The organism is Arenibacter flavimaris (assembly GCF_030291335.1).
Classification (GTDB): Bacteria; Bacteroidota; Bacteroidia; order Flavobacteriales; family Flavobacteriaceae; genus Arenibacter.
Genome location: NZ_JASWIM010000026.1, coordinates 39,921 through 55,605 on the forward strand (window position 1 = coordinate 39,921; position 15,685 = coordinate 55,605).

Here is a 15,685-nt window from a genome sequence, read left to right on the forward strand (position 1 = left end):
AGGAATATTATTTAAAGTTTCTTATTGAGTAAGGCCGTATTGGTTTAGTTTTTGCTTTCATTATTATTTATGTCTATAATTTTTTGCCCGTAAATAGATCACAAAAGGATGATGGACCTATTATTTTATCGAATATGGAATTCAAAAAGCGCCGGGCGGCATTGTCAACACTAACTATGAAATTTTGAAATGATGAAAAACTTTTTTTTACCCCTTATCTTATTGTGTGGCTTTTATGGTATGGCACAAGCCGAATTAAACAAATACAAGTACATTATAGTTCCGGTCAAATTTGAAGCTTTTAAACATGAGAATCAGTATCAGACCAGTACCTTGATCAAATATAATCTTGTGGAAAATGGATTTACGGCAGTTTATGACAGTGACATGCCCGAAGATCTGTTGGCCAACAGGTGTCTTGGCCTGCTTTTGAACCTTAAGGATGATTCGTCCATGTTCACCACCAAAGTAACCTTAACGCTCAAGGATTGTCAGTCTAAAGAGATCTACACTACCGTGGAAGGTAGTAGTAAGGAGAAAGACTTCAAATCTGCCTATTCGGAAGCTATAAAGGAATGTTTTAAATCTTTATCAGGGATTGGATATAAATTTGAGCCAACGGGGAATAATGCAGCCCCGGCCGTTAGCTTTAAAAATGATGTTAAAAGAATTGAAGGGAGATCCAATGTGGAGCCAAAACAAAGTACACCGAATCCGGTAGTTCAACAAACAGCAACTTTAGAAGAGCAGTCCTATAAAAATAGGGAACCGGTACAGTCCAATATTACCAAAGCGGAAATTAGTCCCGCCAAAGCATTGCCAAAAGTAGATTATAAAACAGATGGTGTTGGGGTATTATATGCACAGGCCATTGCAACCGGATTTCAGTTGGTAGACAGCACACCTAAAATTACATTAAAAATATATGCTACCTCCCAGGCCAATTTTTATATTGCCGAAGGAGAAGTACATAATGGTGTGGTTTTGAAAAAAGGTGAAAAGTGGTACTTTGAATATTACGAGGGCGACAAGTTAATGGGCCAAGAACTGAATATTAAATTCTAAGATGCTTTCTTGTGTTTAATGGTGTTAGCGCAGCGAATAGGCTCTGTGCTGAGTGTGAGGGGGTATTGGTGATTAAATGGGCATTGTTGGATTGAGCCAGTTTAAAGTTCGTATTTATCTTTCCACCGTTTTTTTAGGAAATCTTTGATGGCATTTTCCCTCTGATTATTGCCAGGGCGGTAAAAGCTGGTTTTGGCTACTTCCTTGGGCATAAATTCCTCGGCGATAAAATTATTGTCATAGTCATGGGCATATTTATAATCCTCCCCGTAACCTAAGTCTTTCATTAGTTTGGTGGGCGCATTTCGCAATGCCAAGGGAACGGATAGATCCCCTGTTTGTTTAACTGTTTGCTGGGCCTTATTTATGGCCATATAGCTTGCATTGCTCTTTGGTGACGTGGCCAAATAAATGACACACTGACTCAATATGATCCTGGCTTCTGGATATCCTATGGTAGTAACGGCCTGAAAGGTTGTATTTGCCATCACCAAGGCTGTAGGGTTGGCATTTCCAATATCTTCGGAGGCTAGGATAAGTAGGCGCCGTGCAATAAATTTTACATCCTCTCCGCCTTCTATCATTCTGGCCAACCAATAAACCGCGGCATTGGGGTCGCTTCCCCTAATCGATTTTATAAAAGCAGAGATAATGTCGTAGTGTTGCTCTCCGGTTTTATCGTACAGGACTGTATTTTTTTGGATCTTACTCAAAACAAGATCGTCTGTAATGGTAACGATATCCGTTTCTTCGGAATTGATGATCAGCTCAAATATATTGAGCAATTTTCTGCCATCACCACCAGAGAGTCGAAGTAGGGCCTCTGTTTCCTTGAGTTTAATTTTTTTTGATTTTAAATATTTGTCCTCTGCCATGGCCCTATGGAGCATGGCTATAAGATCTTCTTTGCCAAAAGGGTTTAGAATGTATACCTGGCATCGGGATAGAAGGGCGGGAATGACCTCGAAGCTGGGGTTTTCGGTTGTGGCACCGATGAGGGTCACCCATCCCTTTTCAACGGCCCCTAACAAGGAATCCTGCTGCGATTTGCTAAAGCGATGAATTTCATCAATAAAGAGTATTGGGTTTTTGGTGGTGAACAAACCCCCACTTTGTTTGGCCTTTTCTATGACTTCCCGTATATCCTTAACACCACTACTAATGGCACTTAGAGTGTAAAAAGGTCGTCCACTTGTAACGGCTATAATATTGGCCAAGGTTGTTTTACCTGTACCGGGAGGGCCCCAAAGAATCAAGGAAGGCAAAATCCCTTTCTTAATTTGATGGGTCAATGATCCATTTTCGCCTACCAAATGATTCTGGCTTATATAATCTTCCAAGGTTTTGGGGCGTACCCGCTCTGCTAGTGGCTCGTTCATAATGTAAAAATAAAACAAAGTTGGCATAAGGAGGTTTCCTTTCGTGACTTTAAAAAGAGAATTTTTAGTGGAAGAAATACAGGAATGACATTTTTACCGAAAATGGATTCTTGGCCAGACTATTGAATAAAGTTTTATATTTCCGCTAATGAGGGTAATTGGAACACAGTACAAAAAAAATCCTCTTTAAAGGCCAACTAAATGTAGCTTTAAGTATTTTGTAATGGGTAAAGGGGGTCATTTTTGTAAAGTTTTGGTGTTGGTTATTTTTCGTTTTGCTAAGTTGAACATAAGTGCCAAAAGCCTCCGATTTTGTAAAGGTTTAAATGAAGCATCAAAAAGGTACCCGTCTTGAGAAGGGTACCGCAAACTAGGTTTAGGTCTTGATGAGGATCAACAGGGCCATTTAATTAATTTTTATAATTCAGGAATGACAGAAAGCAACTATTTTAAATTCTCCAATTGGGTAATAATACTTCCATTGCTGGCGGTACTCTCTATTTGGACCGTTTATTGGTTTGAAATCCGGTTTCAGGTCAATTTTAACGATTACGGTGTTTATCCACGAACCTTAAAGGGATTAAGGGGTATTGTCTTGAGTCCGTTTATACATTCGTCTGTGGAACATCTCTATAACAATACCATTCCAATTGCCATACTTACGGCATCCCTTGCATATTTTTATAGGAATATAGCCTTTAGGGTATTGTTGTGGGGAATTCTGTTATCCGGGGCTATAACCTGGCTCATAGGAAGGCCATCCCACCATATTGGTGCCAGTGGATTGATCTATGTATTGGTGAGTTTTATTTTTTTTAAAGGAATTATTTCCAAGCATTACCGCTTGGTAGCATTATCCTTGATGGTGGTCTTTATCTATGGTAGTTTGTTGTGGTACATTTTTCCAGTGGAGGACGGTATTTCCTGGGAGGGGCATTTAGGTGGATTTGTCACAGGTATATTTTTGGCATTTGTCATGAAGGCTCCTCTGCCCAAATTAAAAAAATATGATTGGGAAAAGGAGGATTATGACGAGGAAGAAGATGAATTTCTAAAACATTTTGACGAACACGGGAATTTTATAGAGAGCAGGCCCCCTAGCCAAGAAGATGATGTAATTGTTAAATATCATTTCAAAAAGGACTCAGGGGAAGGGACAGAAGAAAATTAGGCAAACCCTAACACTTCCTGCCTGTAAAGGAATTGATGTACCAAGGCTCGACTCCTATGGAATAATTGCAATTTAAATGTTATCGATTAATGGGTAGTTATCCTATAATTCCTGTCGCTGCCTTACCGCTTCGTACAGGAAGACTCCACAGGCAACTGAAACATTGAGGGATCCAATTTCCCCAAGTAGGGGAAGCTTTGCCATATGGTCCGCAGCCTTTAGAATGGATGGGGAGATGCCCACATCTTCGGATCCCATGATTATGCCGCACGGTTCCTTAAAGGAAACTTCGTATATGGTGTTATCCGTTTTCTCGGTTGCGGCAATTACCTTTATTCCTGAAGCCTGTAAATAGAATACGGCATCCTTTATGTGGTCTATTTTGGCGATTGGCACTCGAAAAGCAGCACCTGCAGAGGTTTTAATGGTATCTGCGGTTACGGGTGCAGCTCCTTTTTTTTGGATTATGATTCCGTCTACTCCGGTACATTCGGCCGTTCTTATGATAGCGCCAAAGTTACGCACATCCGAAAGTTGGTCCAGTAATAGGAAAAGGGGAGTTGTCTTGGTTTCCAATGTTTTTTCAACCAATTCTTCCACGGTTAAAAAGGTGATTGGGGATATATTGGCAACAACACCCTGATGGTTACTCTTTGTAAGCCTGTTCAGTTTTTCAATGGGGACATAGGAAGAGCTAATACCGTTTTTGCGGATCAGCGTTTCCATATCCCTGGAAAGATCGCCCTTAAGGCCTTTTTGGATAAAAACCTTGTCTATGGGTTCATTGGATTTTATGGCTTCAATTACAGCCCTGATGCCATAGATTTGTTCTGTGTTCTTCATGGGGTAAAGGTAAATAAAAAAACCACCCTTTTCAGGGTGGTTTTTACAAGTAAATTATGGTTGCCAACTTATTCGGCACAAAGAATTACCGTTAAGGGGCCTCCAGCAGATTCGCCAACCCCTGATTCTAACAGGAGCTCATCATTTGGCCCATAAATTTCAAAGCTTATTTCATCATATTGGTCGCCTGGAAATTGCCATACGGCCACCTCCGTACCTTCCGGGATAGTTACAGTGGCGGTGCCATTACTATAATCGCCTACACATTCGAAAGGACTGTCTACATAAGGATTGCACAATCCTACTTCAGCTACAATCTCGCCATCCAAGATTAATTGTAGTCCATTTCCGCCATTTCCGTCATTTGTCTGCCATCCATCATCGAAAATATCGTGCATGTCAATTCGGTATACACCTGGTTGGGGAGCACAAGTTACAGGATAAGCTAAAAAATAGGTATAAGCATTATTTTCCACTGCGTTGAAATCCGGTGCATAGTAATTAGGCTGACCTTCTTTATTTAGGATTTCCAATACGGTGCCATCCTCCATGGTAAAAACTGGGTAGAACAATATATTGTCCCCGGCATTCATATCTGAAGATGAACTAATTTCGGAAAATGCACTTATAACTTCTGAACCGGTAATTACATAATCCTTGGGAAAAGTTGTTACATTGGCATCTATTGTCACTGGTCCATAAATGTCGCCATCAACAGTTTTGTAAAGCGCTTTTAAATCATAGGACTGAGGTTCGCCTACACTCAAATCTACTTGAAATTTTAATTCCAGGGTAGGAAAAGTAGTGTTGACAATAAATTCAGGACTACCGTCTGCCAGCTTCAAATCGGGCAAAGCCCCATAAGAGGTGTCGATAGCCGAAGTACCTCCGTCATCATCGCAGGACGTATTTAGCACAAATAGGGCTAAAAATAGGCTTAATATATATATGTTTTTCATGTTGTGAATTTTATGTATTAATTGTCCCAAAATATTTTGTACGTAGTTGCATCTTTCTGGGTAGGTGCATTTTCATTAACGTTCAATTCAGCTTGTGGCCAGAATAAGGAAAGCTGGAACGGTCTTGATAGGGTTGTCTCACTGTCAAGCAATGGCCAATCATCTCCATTGTCCAATTGGTATTCAGGAGAGGGCCCTACGGGATTTGCCAATACAGGGAATCCGGTTCTTCGATAATCATTGTATTGGTCAAAGGGGTCGCCAAAAGTCGACACCCATTTTTGGGTCATAATGATTTCCATTTTCTTGGTATCGGAGGCAGCGTCAAATTCGGCCAAGATCCCATCAATAAAATCGGTTACAGCGGTGGATCCAATCAGTTTTGGTACGGTTTGGCTTGTTCCGGAATTGCTGACTACCTGATCTACCTTTGCAAAAGCAGCGGTGATGGCTTCTTCCAATTTGGCCTTGGCATCCCCAGGGATTAAATTTGCCTGTATTAATTCGGCCTGAATAAACAGAAATTCATGATATGTCAGTATTCTGTGGGGAGCAGCACCTGTCCCTGCATTGGTATCGGCGGCTCCACCTTGACCATCGTCGTATTTTCCCCCTGCAGGATAGATTCCTGGATAGGTCGAAGAATTTCTGGAAGCAAAATCCCTATTGGCACTTACACTACCAAATCTAATAGTATGGAATCCTGTATTTCTATCCCAATAATCGGCCTTTGGATCTCCTGTTGTAGGATCTCCAACATCTGGAGGCAATTCTCCAGGGGTTAATTGATTAAAGAAATAGTAGGGTAATCTAGGATCGGCCACACCATTGTGAATGTTGGGGTTCCAACCTTGTAAGATCTCATAAAACCAGGGACTGGCATAATGTGTAGCCTGTCCGGTCAAATATGAATCTGTATATAGGGGATTTCTTTCGTCAGAAGGGGATTGTGTTGTTGAATAGGGATATTCAAAATCATCAGCAATTCCGGACATAAAATTATCGGAGGCAACCAGGGTGCTCAGTTTGCCTGCATCAAACAAGCTAGATAATCTAATCTCATTATAAAGCTTTAGTTTAAGTGTATTTGCAAACCTGGTCCATTGTGCAATACTACCTCCATAAAAAAGATCTTGGGTACCAGGATTTACACCTTGACCACTATTGATATTGGCTATACCTTCATCTATCAATGTAAGGGCATTTTGGTAAATGTCCTGTTGATCGTCGAATACGGGACTCACCATCCCACCTGCCAATTGGGCAGCTTCCGTAAAGGGTGCATCACCCCATATATTCACAATGATGGTTGCAGTATAGGCTTTAAGGATTTTCGCCATACCAACCATGATCATTTCGTTTTCCTCGGTCCCTTGGTTAATGATGATGTCTGTTTCGCCAAAAACGGAATAGGCATTGTCCCATGAATTCTGTATGTTGGAATTATCCTGCCTTGTTCCGTATTGATCCTGTTCTTCACGGAACGTAAATTGGTGAACATAGGCAGATAGAATTTCTGCCGAATAAAGTTCAAATTCCGTGATATCGTTAAAATTAGTTTCAATATTGGTCAATAACTGATCCAAGGGTGCCACCGTAGGATTATTGGGATCTGTATTCACATCCAAATAGTCGCTACAATTGTAGAAAAGTAAGGACAACAATGCTGCAGCGAACATTGATCGGCTTTTCAGATTTATTTTATATATATTTTTCATAGTTTTTTTTATTAAAATGTTACATTAATCTTAAAACCATATCTTTTGGAACTTGGTGCAGATTGAGTTTCAATGCCTTGTAGGTTGGATGCTCCATAGGCATTTACGTCAGGGTCATAATTGGTATACTTAGGCACGTTGGGTGCGAAATACCATAGATTATTCCCGATTAGGGCGATGGACAAAGAGCCGATAAATGTTTTTTCAAGAAACTTTTTCGGCAGCTCGTATGCCAAGGAAAGCTCTCTTAACCTATAAACGGTACCGTCATAGATGTTGCCCTCATCCACTGTATTAATACCAAAAGTGTTACTATTGGTAGTAGGTGAGAAATATAGGTTGTTCATAGTTATTTGTGTGGTATTTGGAATTTTGTTTCCAGAACCATCCAGAATAGGTTCACCGGTCGTTGGATTACCATATACTCCAGGTATTATAAAAGTACGCTCCCTGTCTTCGGTATCCTTGGTTACCCCTCTACCTAATAATGCCTCTAGGCCCGATGAGGAAAAATCCCCTCCTTCTTTCCAGTCAACCTGAGCTCTCAGGCTTAAGGTTTTATATTTAAAGGTGTTGGTAAACCCAATTTTAAAATCGGGGGTCGGGTCTCCTATGACCGCATCCGATGTGGCTTGTAAAATACCGCCGCCACCTTCTTCTATTAAATAATTTCCTTCATCATCCCGGGCAAATGCCGTTCCGTAGAAAACACCAAATGGCTGTCCTTTTTGAACATAGGCAATCTGGTTAACATCAATAGGAAACCTTTCCAATCCGTCAATCAATTCTTTAACTTCATTTGTGTTTTTGGTAAATGACGTAAAGGATGTCCAACTAAAGTTATCGGTTCTAACCGGGATCAGTGTCAATCCAATCTCGACCCCTTTGTTTTCCATTTCACCTATGTTGGTAAGGAATGAGGAATAACCGGTAGAGGTTGGAACATTTACTTTGGAAATCAAATCGGTCGTCGTCTTCTGGTACCAGGTGAAATCGACCATAACACGTCTGTTGAAAAACTCTAGATCAGCTCCAATTTCAAATTCCTCGGTGTTTTCGGGAACCAAATCCGGATTCCCTAAAGTGGTGGGTACAAAGACAACGGGTTGTCCGGCATATACATCGCCTAAGCCATACACTTTATTGATTTGATAAGCATCGGCGTCACGGCCAACGTTGGCCCATCCCCCTCTAATTTTACCATAGTTCATTATATCGCCACTTATGCCCAAGGCATCCGTAAAAATAAAGGATGTGGATACGGAAGGATATAGGAAACTATTGCCATTTTTTGGTAATGTTGAGGACCAGTCATTTCTTGCGGTGGCATTTAAGAATAAATAGTCCTTATAGTTTAAGCCCATATCACCAAATACACCAACTATCCGTTTTCTCGTAGTATCGTTAAAATCGGCTGTGACATTGGCGGTATTTTTAATGGTAAATATGTCATCCGCAATAAGGCCGGTACCAGTATAACCAACGTCGTGGGTAGATTTTTGGTTTACGTTGTTCCCTACCATTAGATTTAGGTTCAAATCTTGGGCCAAATCATAATTAAAGGTTAACAAGAAGGTAGATTCAATTTCTTCACTGTCGTAATCTTGGGTTCTTACTTGGCCTATGCCAGCGGCTGCCCTAGAACCTTTATCAGTGATTTCTACCCTTCCCAAATTATATTTGTTAATACCTAATTGATATCTGGCATTTATGTGGTCGTTAAAATCATATGAAAAATTCACATTGGCCACAGTTCTGTTGACACTACTTATTATCTGGTTGTGTTTCCATGACCATAAAGGGTGGTCATAACCTCCATTTGGAACTACAGGTGCGCCAGTTACCGGGTGCTCATAAGGTAAGTTGAAATCCCATGTCCTTCCCAGTACCATTGTTCTTGCAAAGGAGGAAGCGGCTCCGGCATATTGATTTTCACCAAAGAAAGCACCTACTTGTTCACTATCTGAATAACTTAAATTGGCTCCGATCCTTAGACCATTTTCCAGTTTAAAATTACCTCCTGTGGAAATATTGGTCCTTTTATATGTATTATAAGGAATATACCCTTCTTGATCAAGATTGGAAAGGGTTAGGCTAAAATTGGAATTTTCATTGGCCGTACTAATGTTGACCGAATTATCCCGTACAATACCTGTCCTGAACAAATCCTTAACATTGTTAGGTTGTGCTACATAGGGAACCGTAGGTCCAAATAAATCTGGGAAAGCATCCAATAGTGGCCCCCAAGTAGGGATGGTTTCAAGAGAATCGAATCTTGCACCCCAAGAACCGTTGGCATTATTGTAATTGAAGTTGGTTCCGTTACCGTAGGTATTTTGGTATTCTGGAAGGTTGGCTATTTTTTCAAAATAAAGCCCGCTATTCAGGGAGACTTCAAATTTCTTATTTGAAAACCCGCCCGACTGACCTGATTTAGTGGTGATAACAATAACCCCGTTAACGGCTCTGGAACCATAAAGCGCGGCTGCAACTGCTCCTTTTAATACTTCAACATTGGCAATGTCATTTGGGTCCAAAGAGGATATCCCTGATTCGTAACTACCACCACTATCAATAACCTGATCGGAGGTTTCCAATTCGTCATTACTATAAGGAGTACCATCTACAACAAATAACGGTTGGTTCCCCCCTTGAAATGAAGTTGTTCCACGAATATTAATTTTGTTGGCAGCCCCGGCAACCCCCGTTGAGACGTTGACGTCTACTCCAGGAACCTTACCGTTAAGGGAACGTATAAGGTCTGGTTCGGAATTCTCTGTTATTTCATCCGATTTTACGGATGCCACCGAATACCCTAAAGATTTGGGTTTTCTTTTAATTCCGAATGCTGTAACCACAACCTCTTCCAACGCCTGTGCATCTTCTTCCATTTGGACGTCGATGGTATTGCTGGCTCCTATGGTCATTCTAACATTTCGCTGCCCTATATAGGAGTATACAAGGACTTGTCCTACGTTGGCCTTGATGGAATAAAGTCCATCGAAATCGGATTGTGTTCCTGTTGTTGTACCCTCTACTAAGATGTTCACACCAGGTAGTGGCAGACCGTCTTGGTCCGTTACCGTACCGGAAATCGTTTTTTCTTGCGCAAAGGATAATTGCACAATCAACGCTAGAAACAGCGTTAGGATTCCACTTAACTTTGTTTTCATTTTATGTTTATTTGAATTAGCAGCTGCAAAAATCTTAATTCCTTGTTAATAAAACAAGTTTTGGGACCATTTTCTTATGCATGCATAAGAAAATATTGTTAAAAAAGGCTCTGTAAGGTCCTAATGTTACATTTTTAACACATATATGAGTGGCATTTTTACATTTAAAACAACTGTCTGACTTTATTGTAGGAATTTTTTTCAAAAAAAACGATAATTTGTTGACAAATTCGCAATAATCACAATTATTAGGTGATATATGGGGTTTTGATTGATTTATCTTATAGGATTAATCGTTTAAGCTGAGGATTTGTCAATTTACAACCCTTTTTTTATGGTGTTCAATCTTTGTCCTTGACCTATTTTGATTCAAATTCCGCCATCCCCGTTTTTCACCTTTTGTTGTTTTGAAACTTTATTTTAAAGGGCATTTGGATCTAAATCTAGGCTACTGAATATCTTGCAGACAAAAAATATAAAAAATAAATTGCACAGGGTTTGAATTATTGTGAATAATTACTACATTTGCCAGCCCTTAAAAGAGGGGTTAAGTTATTATTATACAAAAATAGTATGCCAACAATTTCACAATTAGTACGAAAAGGAAGAGTCACGATTACTAAGAAGAGTAAATCGGCTGCTTTAGATTCGTGTCCTCAAAGAAGAGGTGTATGTACACGTGTTTATACTACCACTCCTAAGAAACCAAACTCTGCAATGCGAAAAGTTGCAAGGGTTAGGTTGACCAACGGGAAGGAAGTTAACGCTTATATACCAGGTGAGGGTCACAATTTGCAAGAGCACTCGATAGTATTAGTAAGGGGCGGAAGGGTAAAGGATTTACCGGGAGTTAGGTATCATATCGTTAGAGGTGCCTTGGATACAGCAGGTGTTGCTGGAAGGACACAACGTAGATCTAAATACGGAGCAAAACGCCCTAAGAAGTAAAAATTTGTTAAAAGCTGCATATTAAAGTAGTAAGTACTTTTTATATATGGCTATTGACCATTAACTCAAAAAGAAGAAATGAGAAAAAAGCAGGCAAAAAAGAGACCACTTTTACCAGATCCAAGGTTTAATGACCAGTTGGTGACCCGTTTTGTTAACATGATGATGTGGGATGGTAAGAAGTCGGTAGCCTTTAAAGTTTTTTACGATGCTATTGATATCGTAGAAGAGAAAAAGACAGACGAAGAAAAAACGGCATTGGAACTATGGAAGGATGCATTGTCCAATGTGATGCCTCATGTTGAGGTAAGAAGTAGAAGGGTAGGTGGAGCTACTTTTCAGATTCCTATGCAGATCAGACCGGATCGAAAAATTTCAACCGCTATGAAGTGGCTTATTAGTTATTCCCGTAAGAGAAATGAAAAGGCTATGTCGCAAAAATTGGCAGGGGAAATATTGGCTGCATCAAAAGAGGAAGGTGCTGCTGTTAAGAAGAGAGTGGATACTCATAAGATGGCCGAGGCCAATAAGGCATTCTCACACTTTAGATTTTAATAAGCAGAAATGGCAAGAGATTTAAAATATACAAGAAACATTGGAATTGCAGCGCATATTGATGCTGGAAAAACAACTACTACCGAAAGGATTTTGTTCTATACGGGAGTTAGTCATAAAATAGGTGAGGTGCACGATGGTGCGGCTACGATGGACTGGATGGAGCAGGAGCAGGAAAGGGGTATTACCATTACTTCCGCTGCTACTACCTGCGAGTGGAATTTTCCTATGAAAAATGGGGCCGTTATAGATGAGACCAAACCTTATCACTTTAATATTATAGATACTCCGGGACACGTTGATTTTACCGTGGAGGTAAACCGTTCCCTAAGAGTCTTGGATGGCCTGGTATTCTTATTTAGTGCGGTTGATGGTGTTGAGCCCCAATCCGAAACTAACTGGAGATTGGCCGATAACTACAAAGTGCCAAGAATGGGCTTTGTAAACAAAATGGACCGTCAGGGGTCCAACTTTCTTAACGTGTGCAAGCAGGTTAGGGAGATGTTGAAATCCAATGCGGTGCCTATTGTGTTGCCTATTGGTGATGAAGCTGATTTTAGAGGGGTGGTCGACTTGGTTAAAAACCGTGCTATTGTATGGCATGAGGACAACTTTGGAGGTACCTTTGATGTAGTGGATATTCCGGCCGACATGAAAGATGAGGTTAAGGAATATAGGGCTGCCTTGATAGAGGCTGTTGCCGAATATGATGAAACTTTAATGGAAAAATTCTTCGAAGACGAAGATTCCATTACCGAAGATGAAGTACATGCTGCTTTAAGGGCTGCTGTTATGGATATGAGTATCATACCTATGATCTGTGGTTCTTCCTTTAAAAACAAAGGGGTTCAGTTTTTGTTGGATGCTGTATGTCGCTATTTGCCATCGCCTTTGGACAAGGATGCTATTGTGGGTACCAACCCTGATACAGAAAAGCCCGAGTCTAGGAAACCAAGTGTTAAGGAGCCATTTGCTGCCTTGGCATTTAAGATTGCAACCGATCCATTTGTAGGTCGTTTGGCATTCTTTAGGGCGTATTCAGGTAGATTGGATGCAGGATCTTATGTCTTGAACAATCGTTCTGGAAACAAAGAACGTATTTCTAGAATTTACCAAATGCATGCCAATAAGCAGAATGCGGTTGAATATATAGAAGCTGGGGATATAGGTGCAGCTGTTGGGTTTAAGGATATCAAGACCGGGGATACCCTGTCCGATGAAAAACACCCAATTGTTTTGGAGAGTATGAACTTCCCTGATCCTGTAATCGGTATTGCGGTGGAGCCCAAGACAAAGGCAGATGTTGATAAGTTGGGAATGGCTTTGGCTAAATTGGCCGAAGAGGATCCAACGTTCCAGGTGAAAACCGATGAAGCTTCCGGACAGACTATTATTTCCGGAATGGGTGAGCTTCACTTGGATATTATTGTTGACCGTTTAAGACGTGAGTTTAAGGTTGAAGTAAGTCAAGGTGAGCCTCAGGTTGAATACAAGGAGGCGTTGACCAAGATGGCTGCCCATAGGGAAGTCTATAAAAAACAATCTGGTGGTCGTGGTAAATTTGGGGATATTGTCTTCGAGATGGGACCTGCTGATGAGGATTTTGTTGGAACTGGTTTACAGTTTGTTGATGAAATCAAAGGTGGACGTATACCAAAAGAATTTATCGGTCCTGTTGAAAAAGGATTTAAAACCGCTATGAAGAATGGACCATTGGCCGGTTATGAAATGGATAGAATGAAAGTGGTTCTTAAGGATGGATCTTTCCACCCTGTGGATTCTGATGCACTATCTTTTGAATTGGCTGCAAAAATGGGTTATAAAGCTGCTGGAAAAGCTGCTGGAGCTGTCATTATGGAGCCTATCATGAAATTGGAAGTTTTGACTCCTGAGGAAAACATGGGTGATATAGTGGGTGACTTGAACCGTAGAAGGGGAACAGTGACCAATATGGACGACAGGGCAGGTGCCAAGGTTATCAAAGGTGAAGTGCCATTGTCCGAGATGTTTGGATATGTAACTTCTTTAAGGACTTTGTCATCCGGTAGGGCAACTTCTACAATGGAATTTTCACATTACGCTGAAACCCCATCCAATATTTCGGAAGAGGTGATTAAGAAAGCAAAAGGATTAACAGCTTAAATCGTACTAAGATGAGTCAGAAAATTAGAATAAAATTAAAGTCGTACGACCATAACTTGGTAGATAAATCTGCTGAGAAGATCGTAAAAACGGTAAAGACTACAGGTGCGGTGGTAACTGGACCAATTCCTTTGCCAACCCATAAGAAAATATTTACGGTTTTGCGTTCACCGCACGTAAATAAGAAAGCAAGGGAGCAGTTCCAATTGAGTTCTTATAAAAGGCTTTTGGATATATACAGCTCTTCATCAAAGACCATTGATGCGCTAATGAAGTTGGAACTTCCTAGTGGTGTTGAGGTAGAGATCAAGGTATAGTTCTGATTTCGGAATTCATAATTTGAAATTATGAAAGACATGTCCTGAGCGTTTCGCGAGGGAAAAACGGAAAAAAATATATTCAGGGTTGAATTATTTTTTTGACCCTGTTTTTTTGTCGATAAGTTAAATAGTAATTAATTAATAATCAATTATAAATATGTCTGGGTTAATAGGTAGAAAAATAGGTATGACCAGCATTTTCGATGAAAATGGAAAGAACATTCCATGTACAGTAATCGAAGCTGGACCATGCGTAGTTACCCAAGTCAGAACCGAAGAGGTGGACGGGTACAATGCCCTTCAGCTTGGTTTCGATGACAAGGCAGAAAAACGTGCTAATAAAGCGGCTACTGGCCACTTTAAAAAAGCAGGAGCTTCTCCTAAGAAAAAAGTCATGGAATTCAGGTATTTTGAAGAAGGTGCGCACAAATTAGGGGATACTCTTGGAGTTGATCTTTTTGTGGAAGGAGAATTTGTTGATGTAATCGGTACCTCTAAGGGTAAAGGTTTTCAGGGAGTTGTTAAAAGACACGGCTTCGGCGGTGTTGGTCAATCAACCCACGGTCAGCACAATAGGTTAAGGGCTCCAGGTTCCATTGGTGCCGCTTCATATCCTGCAAGAGTTTTTAAAGGAATGAAAATGGCCGGTAGAATGGGAACTGATAGGGTTACCGTTCAGAACTTGAGAGTATTAAAAATTGTTCCAGAAAAGAACCTTATAGTAGTAAAAGGTTGTGTTCCTGGTCATAAGAACGCTTACGTAACTATTGAGAAGTAATGAAGGTAGCAGTTTTAGATATAAAGGGAAAAGAAACAGGTAGAAAGGTTGAGCTTTCGGACGCTGTATTCGCAATAGAACCAAACAATCATGCTGTTTATTTGGATGTTAAGCAGTATTTGGCACACCAAAGACAGGGTACGCACAAATCCAAGGAGCGTGCCGAAATAGCAGGTAGTACAAGAAAGATCAAAAAACAAAAGGGAACTGGTACCGCTCGTGCGGGTAGTATCAAATCTCCGGTGTTTAGAGGAGGTGGACGTATTTTTGGGCCAAGACCAAGGGATTATAAGCAAAAATTAAACAAAAATGTGAAGCGTTTGGCCAGAAGGTCTGCCTTGACATTGAAGTCGAAAGACAATGCTATAATGGTGGTTGAGGACTTTAATTTTGAAACCCCAAAAACGAAGGATTTTAAGCAATTTTTGAAGTCTTTGGGCTTGGAGAATAAAAAATCCTTAATTGTGTTGGGTGATTCAAATAATAACGTATATTTGTCCTCACGCAATTTAGAGCGTTCTGAGGTTATAACTAACTCAGAATTAAGCACTTACAAAATATTAAATGCTAACAATCTAGTGTTGTTGGAAGGTTCTTTGGAAGGAATCGAATCGAACTTAATAAAATAAGCGAA

Annotated in this window: 13 protein-coding genes; 8 read left to right on the forward strand and 5 right to left on the reverse strand. The window is 40.4% G+C overall.

All coding sequences use genetic code 11. The features are described from left to right. Positions 1–189 precede the first annotated feature (189 nt). Positions 190–1,065 carry a hypothetical protein gene (locus QSE00_RS17700; RefSeq protein WP_286106945.1) on the forward strand — a complete coding sequence of 292 codons (876 nt, stop codon included), beginning with the start codon at positions 190–192 and terminating at the stop codon, positions 1,063–1,065. A gap of 101 nt (positions 1,066–1,166) precedes the next feature. Here QSE00_RS17700 and QSE00_RS17705 read toward each other — a convergent pair whose 3' ends face one another. Continuing rightward, the gene (locus tag QSE00_RS17705; protein ID WP_110357509.1) at positions 1,167–2,444 is read right to left on the reverse strand and encodes a replication-associated recombination protein A; all 1,278 of its coding nucleotides are present in this window, start codon (positions 2,442–2,444) and stop codon (positions 1,167–1,169) included. A gap of 430 nt (positions 2,445–2,874) precedes the next feature. Here QSE00_RS17705 and QSE00_RS17710 point away from each other — a divergent pair, with 430 nt between their 5' ends. After that, positions 2,875–3,615, forward strand: coding sequence for a rhomboid family intramembrane serine protease (locus tag QSE00_RS17710; RefSeq protein ID WP_110357453.1), 741 nt, complete (start codon positions 2,875–2,877; stop codon positions 3,613–3,615). A gap of 102 nt (positions 3,616–3,717) precedes the next feature. On the opposite strand, the gene rlmB is transcribed toward QSE00_RS17710, so the two are convergent. The 4 genes from rlmB to QSE00_RS17730 form a co-directional block, all read right to left on the reverse strand. Next, positions 3,718–4,458 carry a 23S rRNA (guanosine(2251)-2'-O)-methyltransferase RlmB gene (gene rlmB, locus QSE00_RS17715; protein ID WP_110357452.1) on the reverse strand — a complete coding sequence of 247 codons (741 nt, stop codon included), beginning with the start codon at positions 4,456–4,458 and terminating at the stop codon, positions 3,718–3,720. A gap of 68 nt (positions 4,459–4,526) precedes the next feature. Continuing rightward, the gene (locus QSE00_RS17720) at positions 4,527–5,417 is read right to left on the reverse strand and encodes a hypothetical protein (protein WP_110357451.1); all 891 of its coding nucleotides are present in this window, start codon (positions 5,415–5,417) and stop codon (positions 4,527–4,529) included. A 17-nt stretch (positions 5,418–5,434) separates the two neighbouring features. After that, positions 5,435–7,135, reverse strand: coding sequence for a SusD/RagB family nutrient-binding outer membrane lipoprotein (locus QSE00_RS17725; protein WP_286106946.1), 1,701 nt, complete (start codon positions 7,133–7,135; stop codon positions 5,435–5,437). An 11-nt stretch (positions 7,136–7,146) separates the two neighbouring features. After that, positions 7,147–10,308 (reverse strand): SusC/RagA family TonB-linked outer membrane protein, encoded by a 3,162-nt coding sequence (locus QSE00_RS17730; protein WP_110357449.1) that lies wholly within the window; start codon positions 10,306–10,308, stop codon positions 7,147–7,149. 573 nt (positions 10,309–10,881) lie between these two features. On the opposite strand from QSE00_RS17730, the gene rpsL reads away from it, so the two are divergent. From rpsL to rplD, 6 genes are all read left to right on the forward strand, one after another. Then, a complete protein-coding gene (gene rpsL, locus QSE00_RS17735; protein WP_031445118.1) occupies positions 10,882–11,256 on the forward strand; it encodes a 30S ribosomal protein S12 in 375 nt (124 codons plus the stop codon). Between the two features lie 78 nt (positions 11,257–11,334). Beyond that, the gene (gene rpsG / locus QSE00_RS17740; protein ID WP_072865355.1) at positions 11,335–11,811 is read left to right on the forward strand and encodes a 30S ribosomal protein S7; all 477 of its coding nucleotides are present in this window, start codon (positions 11,335–11,337) and stop codon (positions 11,809–11,811) included. A 9-nt stretch (positions 11,812–11,820) separates the two neighbouring features. Next, positions 11,821–13,953, forward strand: a complete 2,133-nt coding sequence (gene fusA / locus QSE00_RS17745; protein ID WP_110357448.1) for an elongation factor G — start codon at positions 11,821–11,823, stop codon at positions 13,951–13,953. 11 nt (positions 13,954–13,964) lie between these two features. Next, positions 13,965–14,270: a 30S ribosomal protein S10 gene (gene rpsJ / locus QSE00_RS17750; RefSeq protein WP_010230113.1), complete on the forward strand. Its 306-nt coding sequence runs from the start codon at positions 13,965–13,967 to the stop codon at positions 14,268–14,270. Positions 14,271–14,430: 160 nt separating this feature from the next. Next, complete coding sequence (gene rplC, locus QSE00_RS17755; protein ID WP_286106947.1) at positions 14,431–15,051, forward strand: 50S ribosomal protein L3; 621 nt, start codon at positions 14,431–14,433, stop codon at positions 15,049–15,051. Next, positions 15,051–15,680, forward strand: coding sequence for a 50S ribosomal protein L4 (rplD, locus tag QSE00_RS17760; protein ID WP_110357446.1), 630 nt, complete (start codon positions 15,051–15,053; stop codon positions 15,678–15,680). The genes rplC and rplD overlap by 1 nt, the downstream gene beginning before the upstream one ends. Positions 15,681–15,685 lie beyond the last annotated feature (5 nt).

Bases quoted from the DNA above. Each gene is read 5' to 3' on its own strand.
- QSE00_RS17700 (WP_286106945.1), top strand. From the start codon at position 190: ATGATGAAAAACTTTTTTTTACCCCTTATCTTATTGTGTGGCTTTTAT.
- QSE00_RS17705 (WP_110357509.1), bottom strand. From the start codon at position 2,444: ATGAACGAGCCACTAGCAGAGCGGGTACGCCCCAAAACCTTGGAAGAT.
- QSE00_RS17710 (WP_110357453.1), top strand. From the start codon at position 2,875: ATGACAGAAAGCAACTATTTTAAATTCTCCAATTGGGTAATAATACTT.
- rlmB (WP_110357452.1), bottom strand. From the start codon at position 4,458: ATGAAGAACACAGAACAAATCTATGGCATCAGGGCTGTAATTGAAGCC.
- QSE00_RS17720 (WP_110357451.1), bottom strand. From the start codon at position 5,417: ATGAAAAACATATATATATTAAGCCTATTTTTAGCCCTATTTGTGCTA.
- QSE00_RS17725 (WP_286106946.1), bottom strand. From the start codon at position 7,135: ATGAAAAATATATATAAAATAAATCTGAAAAGCCGATCAATGTTCGCT.
- QSE00_RS17730 (WP_110357449.1), bottom strand. From the start codon at position 10,308: ATGAAAACAAAGTTAAGTGGAATCCTAACGCTGTTTCTAGCGTTGATT.
- rpsL (WP_031445118.1), top strand. From the start codon at position 10,882: ATGCCAACAATTTCACAATTAGTACGAAAAGGAAGAGTCACGATTACT.
- rpsG (WP_072865355.1), top strand. From the start codon at position 11,335: ATGAGAAAAAAGCAGGCAAAAAAGAGACCACTTTTACCAGATCCAAGG.
- fusA (WP_110357448.1), top strand. From the start codon at position 11,821: ATGGCAAGAGATTTAAAATATACAAGAAACATTGGAATTGCAGCGCAT.
- rpsJ (WP_010230113.1), top strand. From the start codon at position 13,965: ATGAGTCAGAAAATTAGAATAAAATTAAAGTCGTACGACCATAACTTG.
- rplC (WP_286106947.1), top strand. From the start codon at position 14,431: ATGTCTGGGTTAATAGGTAGAAAAATAGGTATGACCAGCATTTTCGAT.
- rplD (WP_110357446.1), top strand. From the start codon at position 15,051: ATGAAGGTAGCAGTTTTAGATATAAAGGGAAAAGAAACAGGTAGAAAG.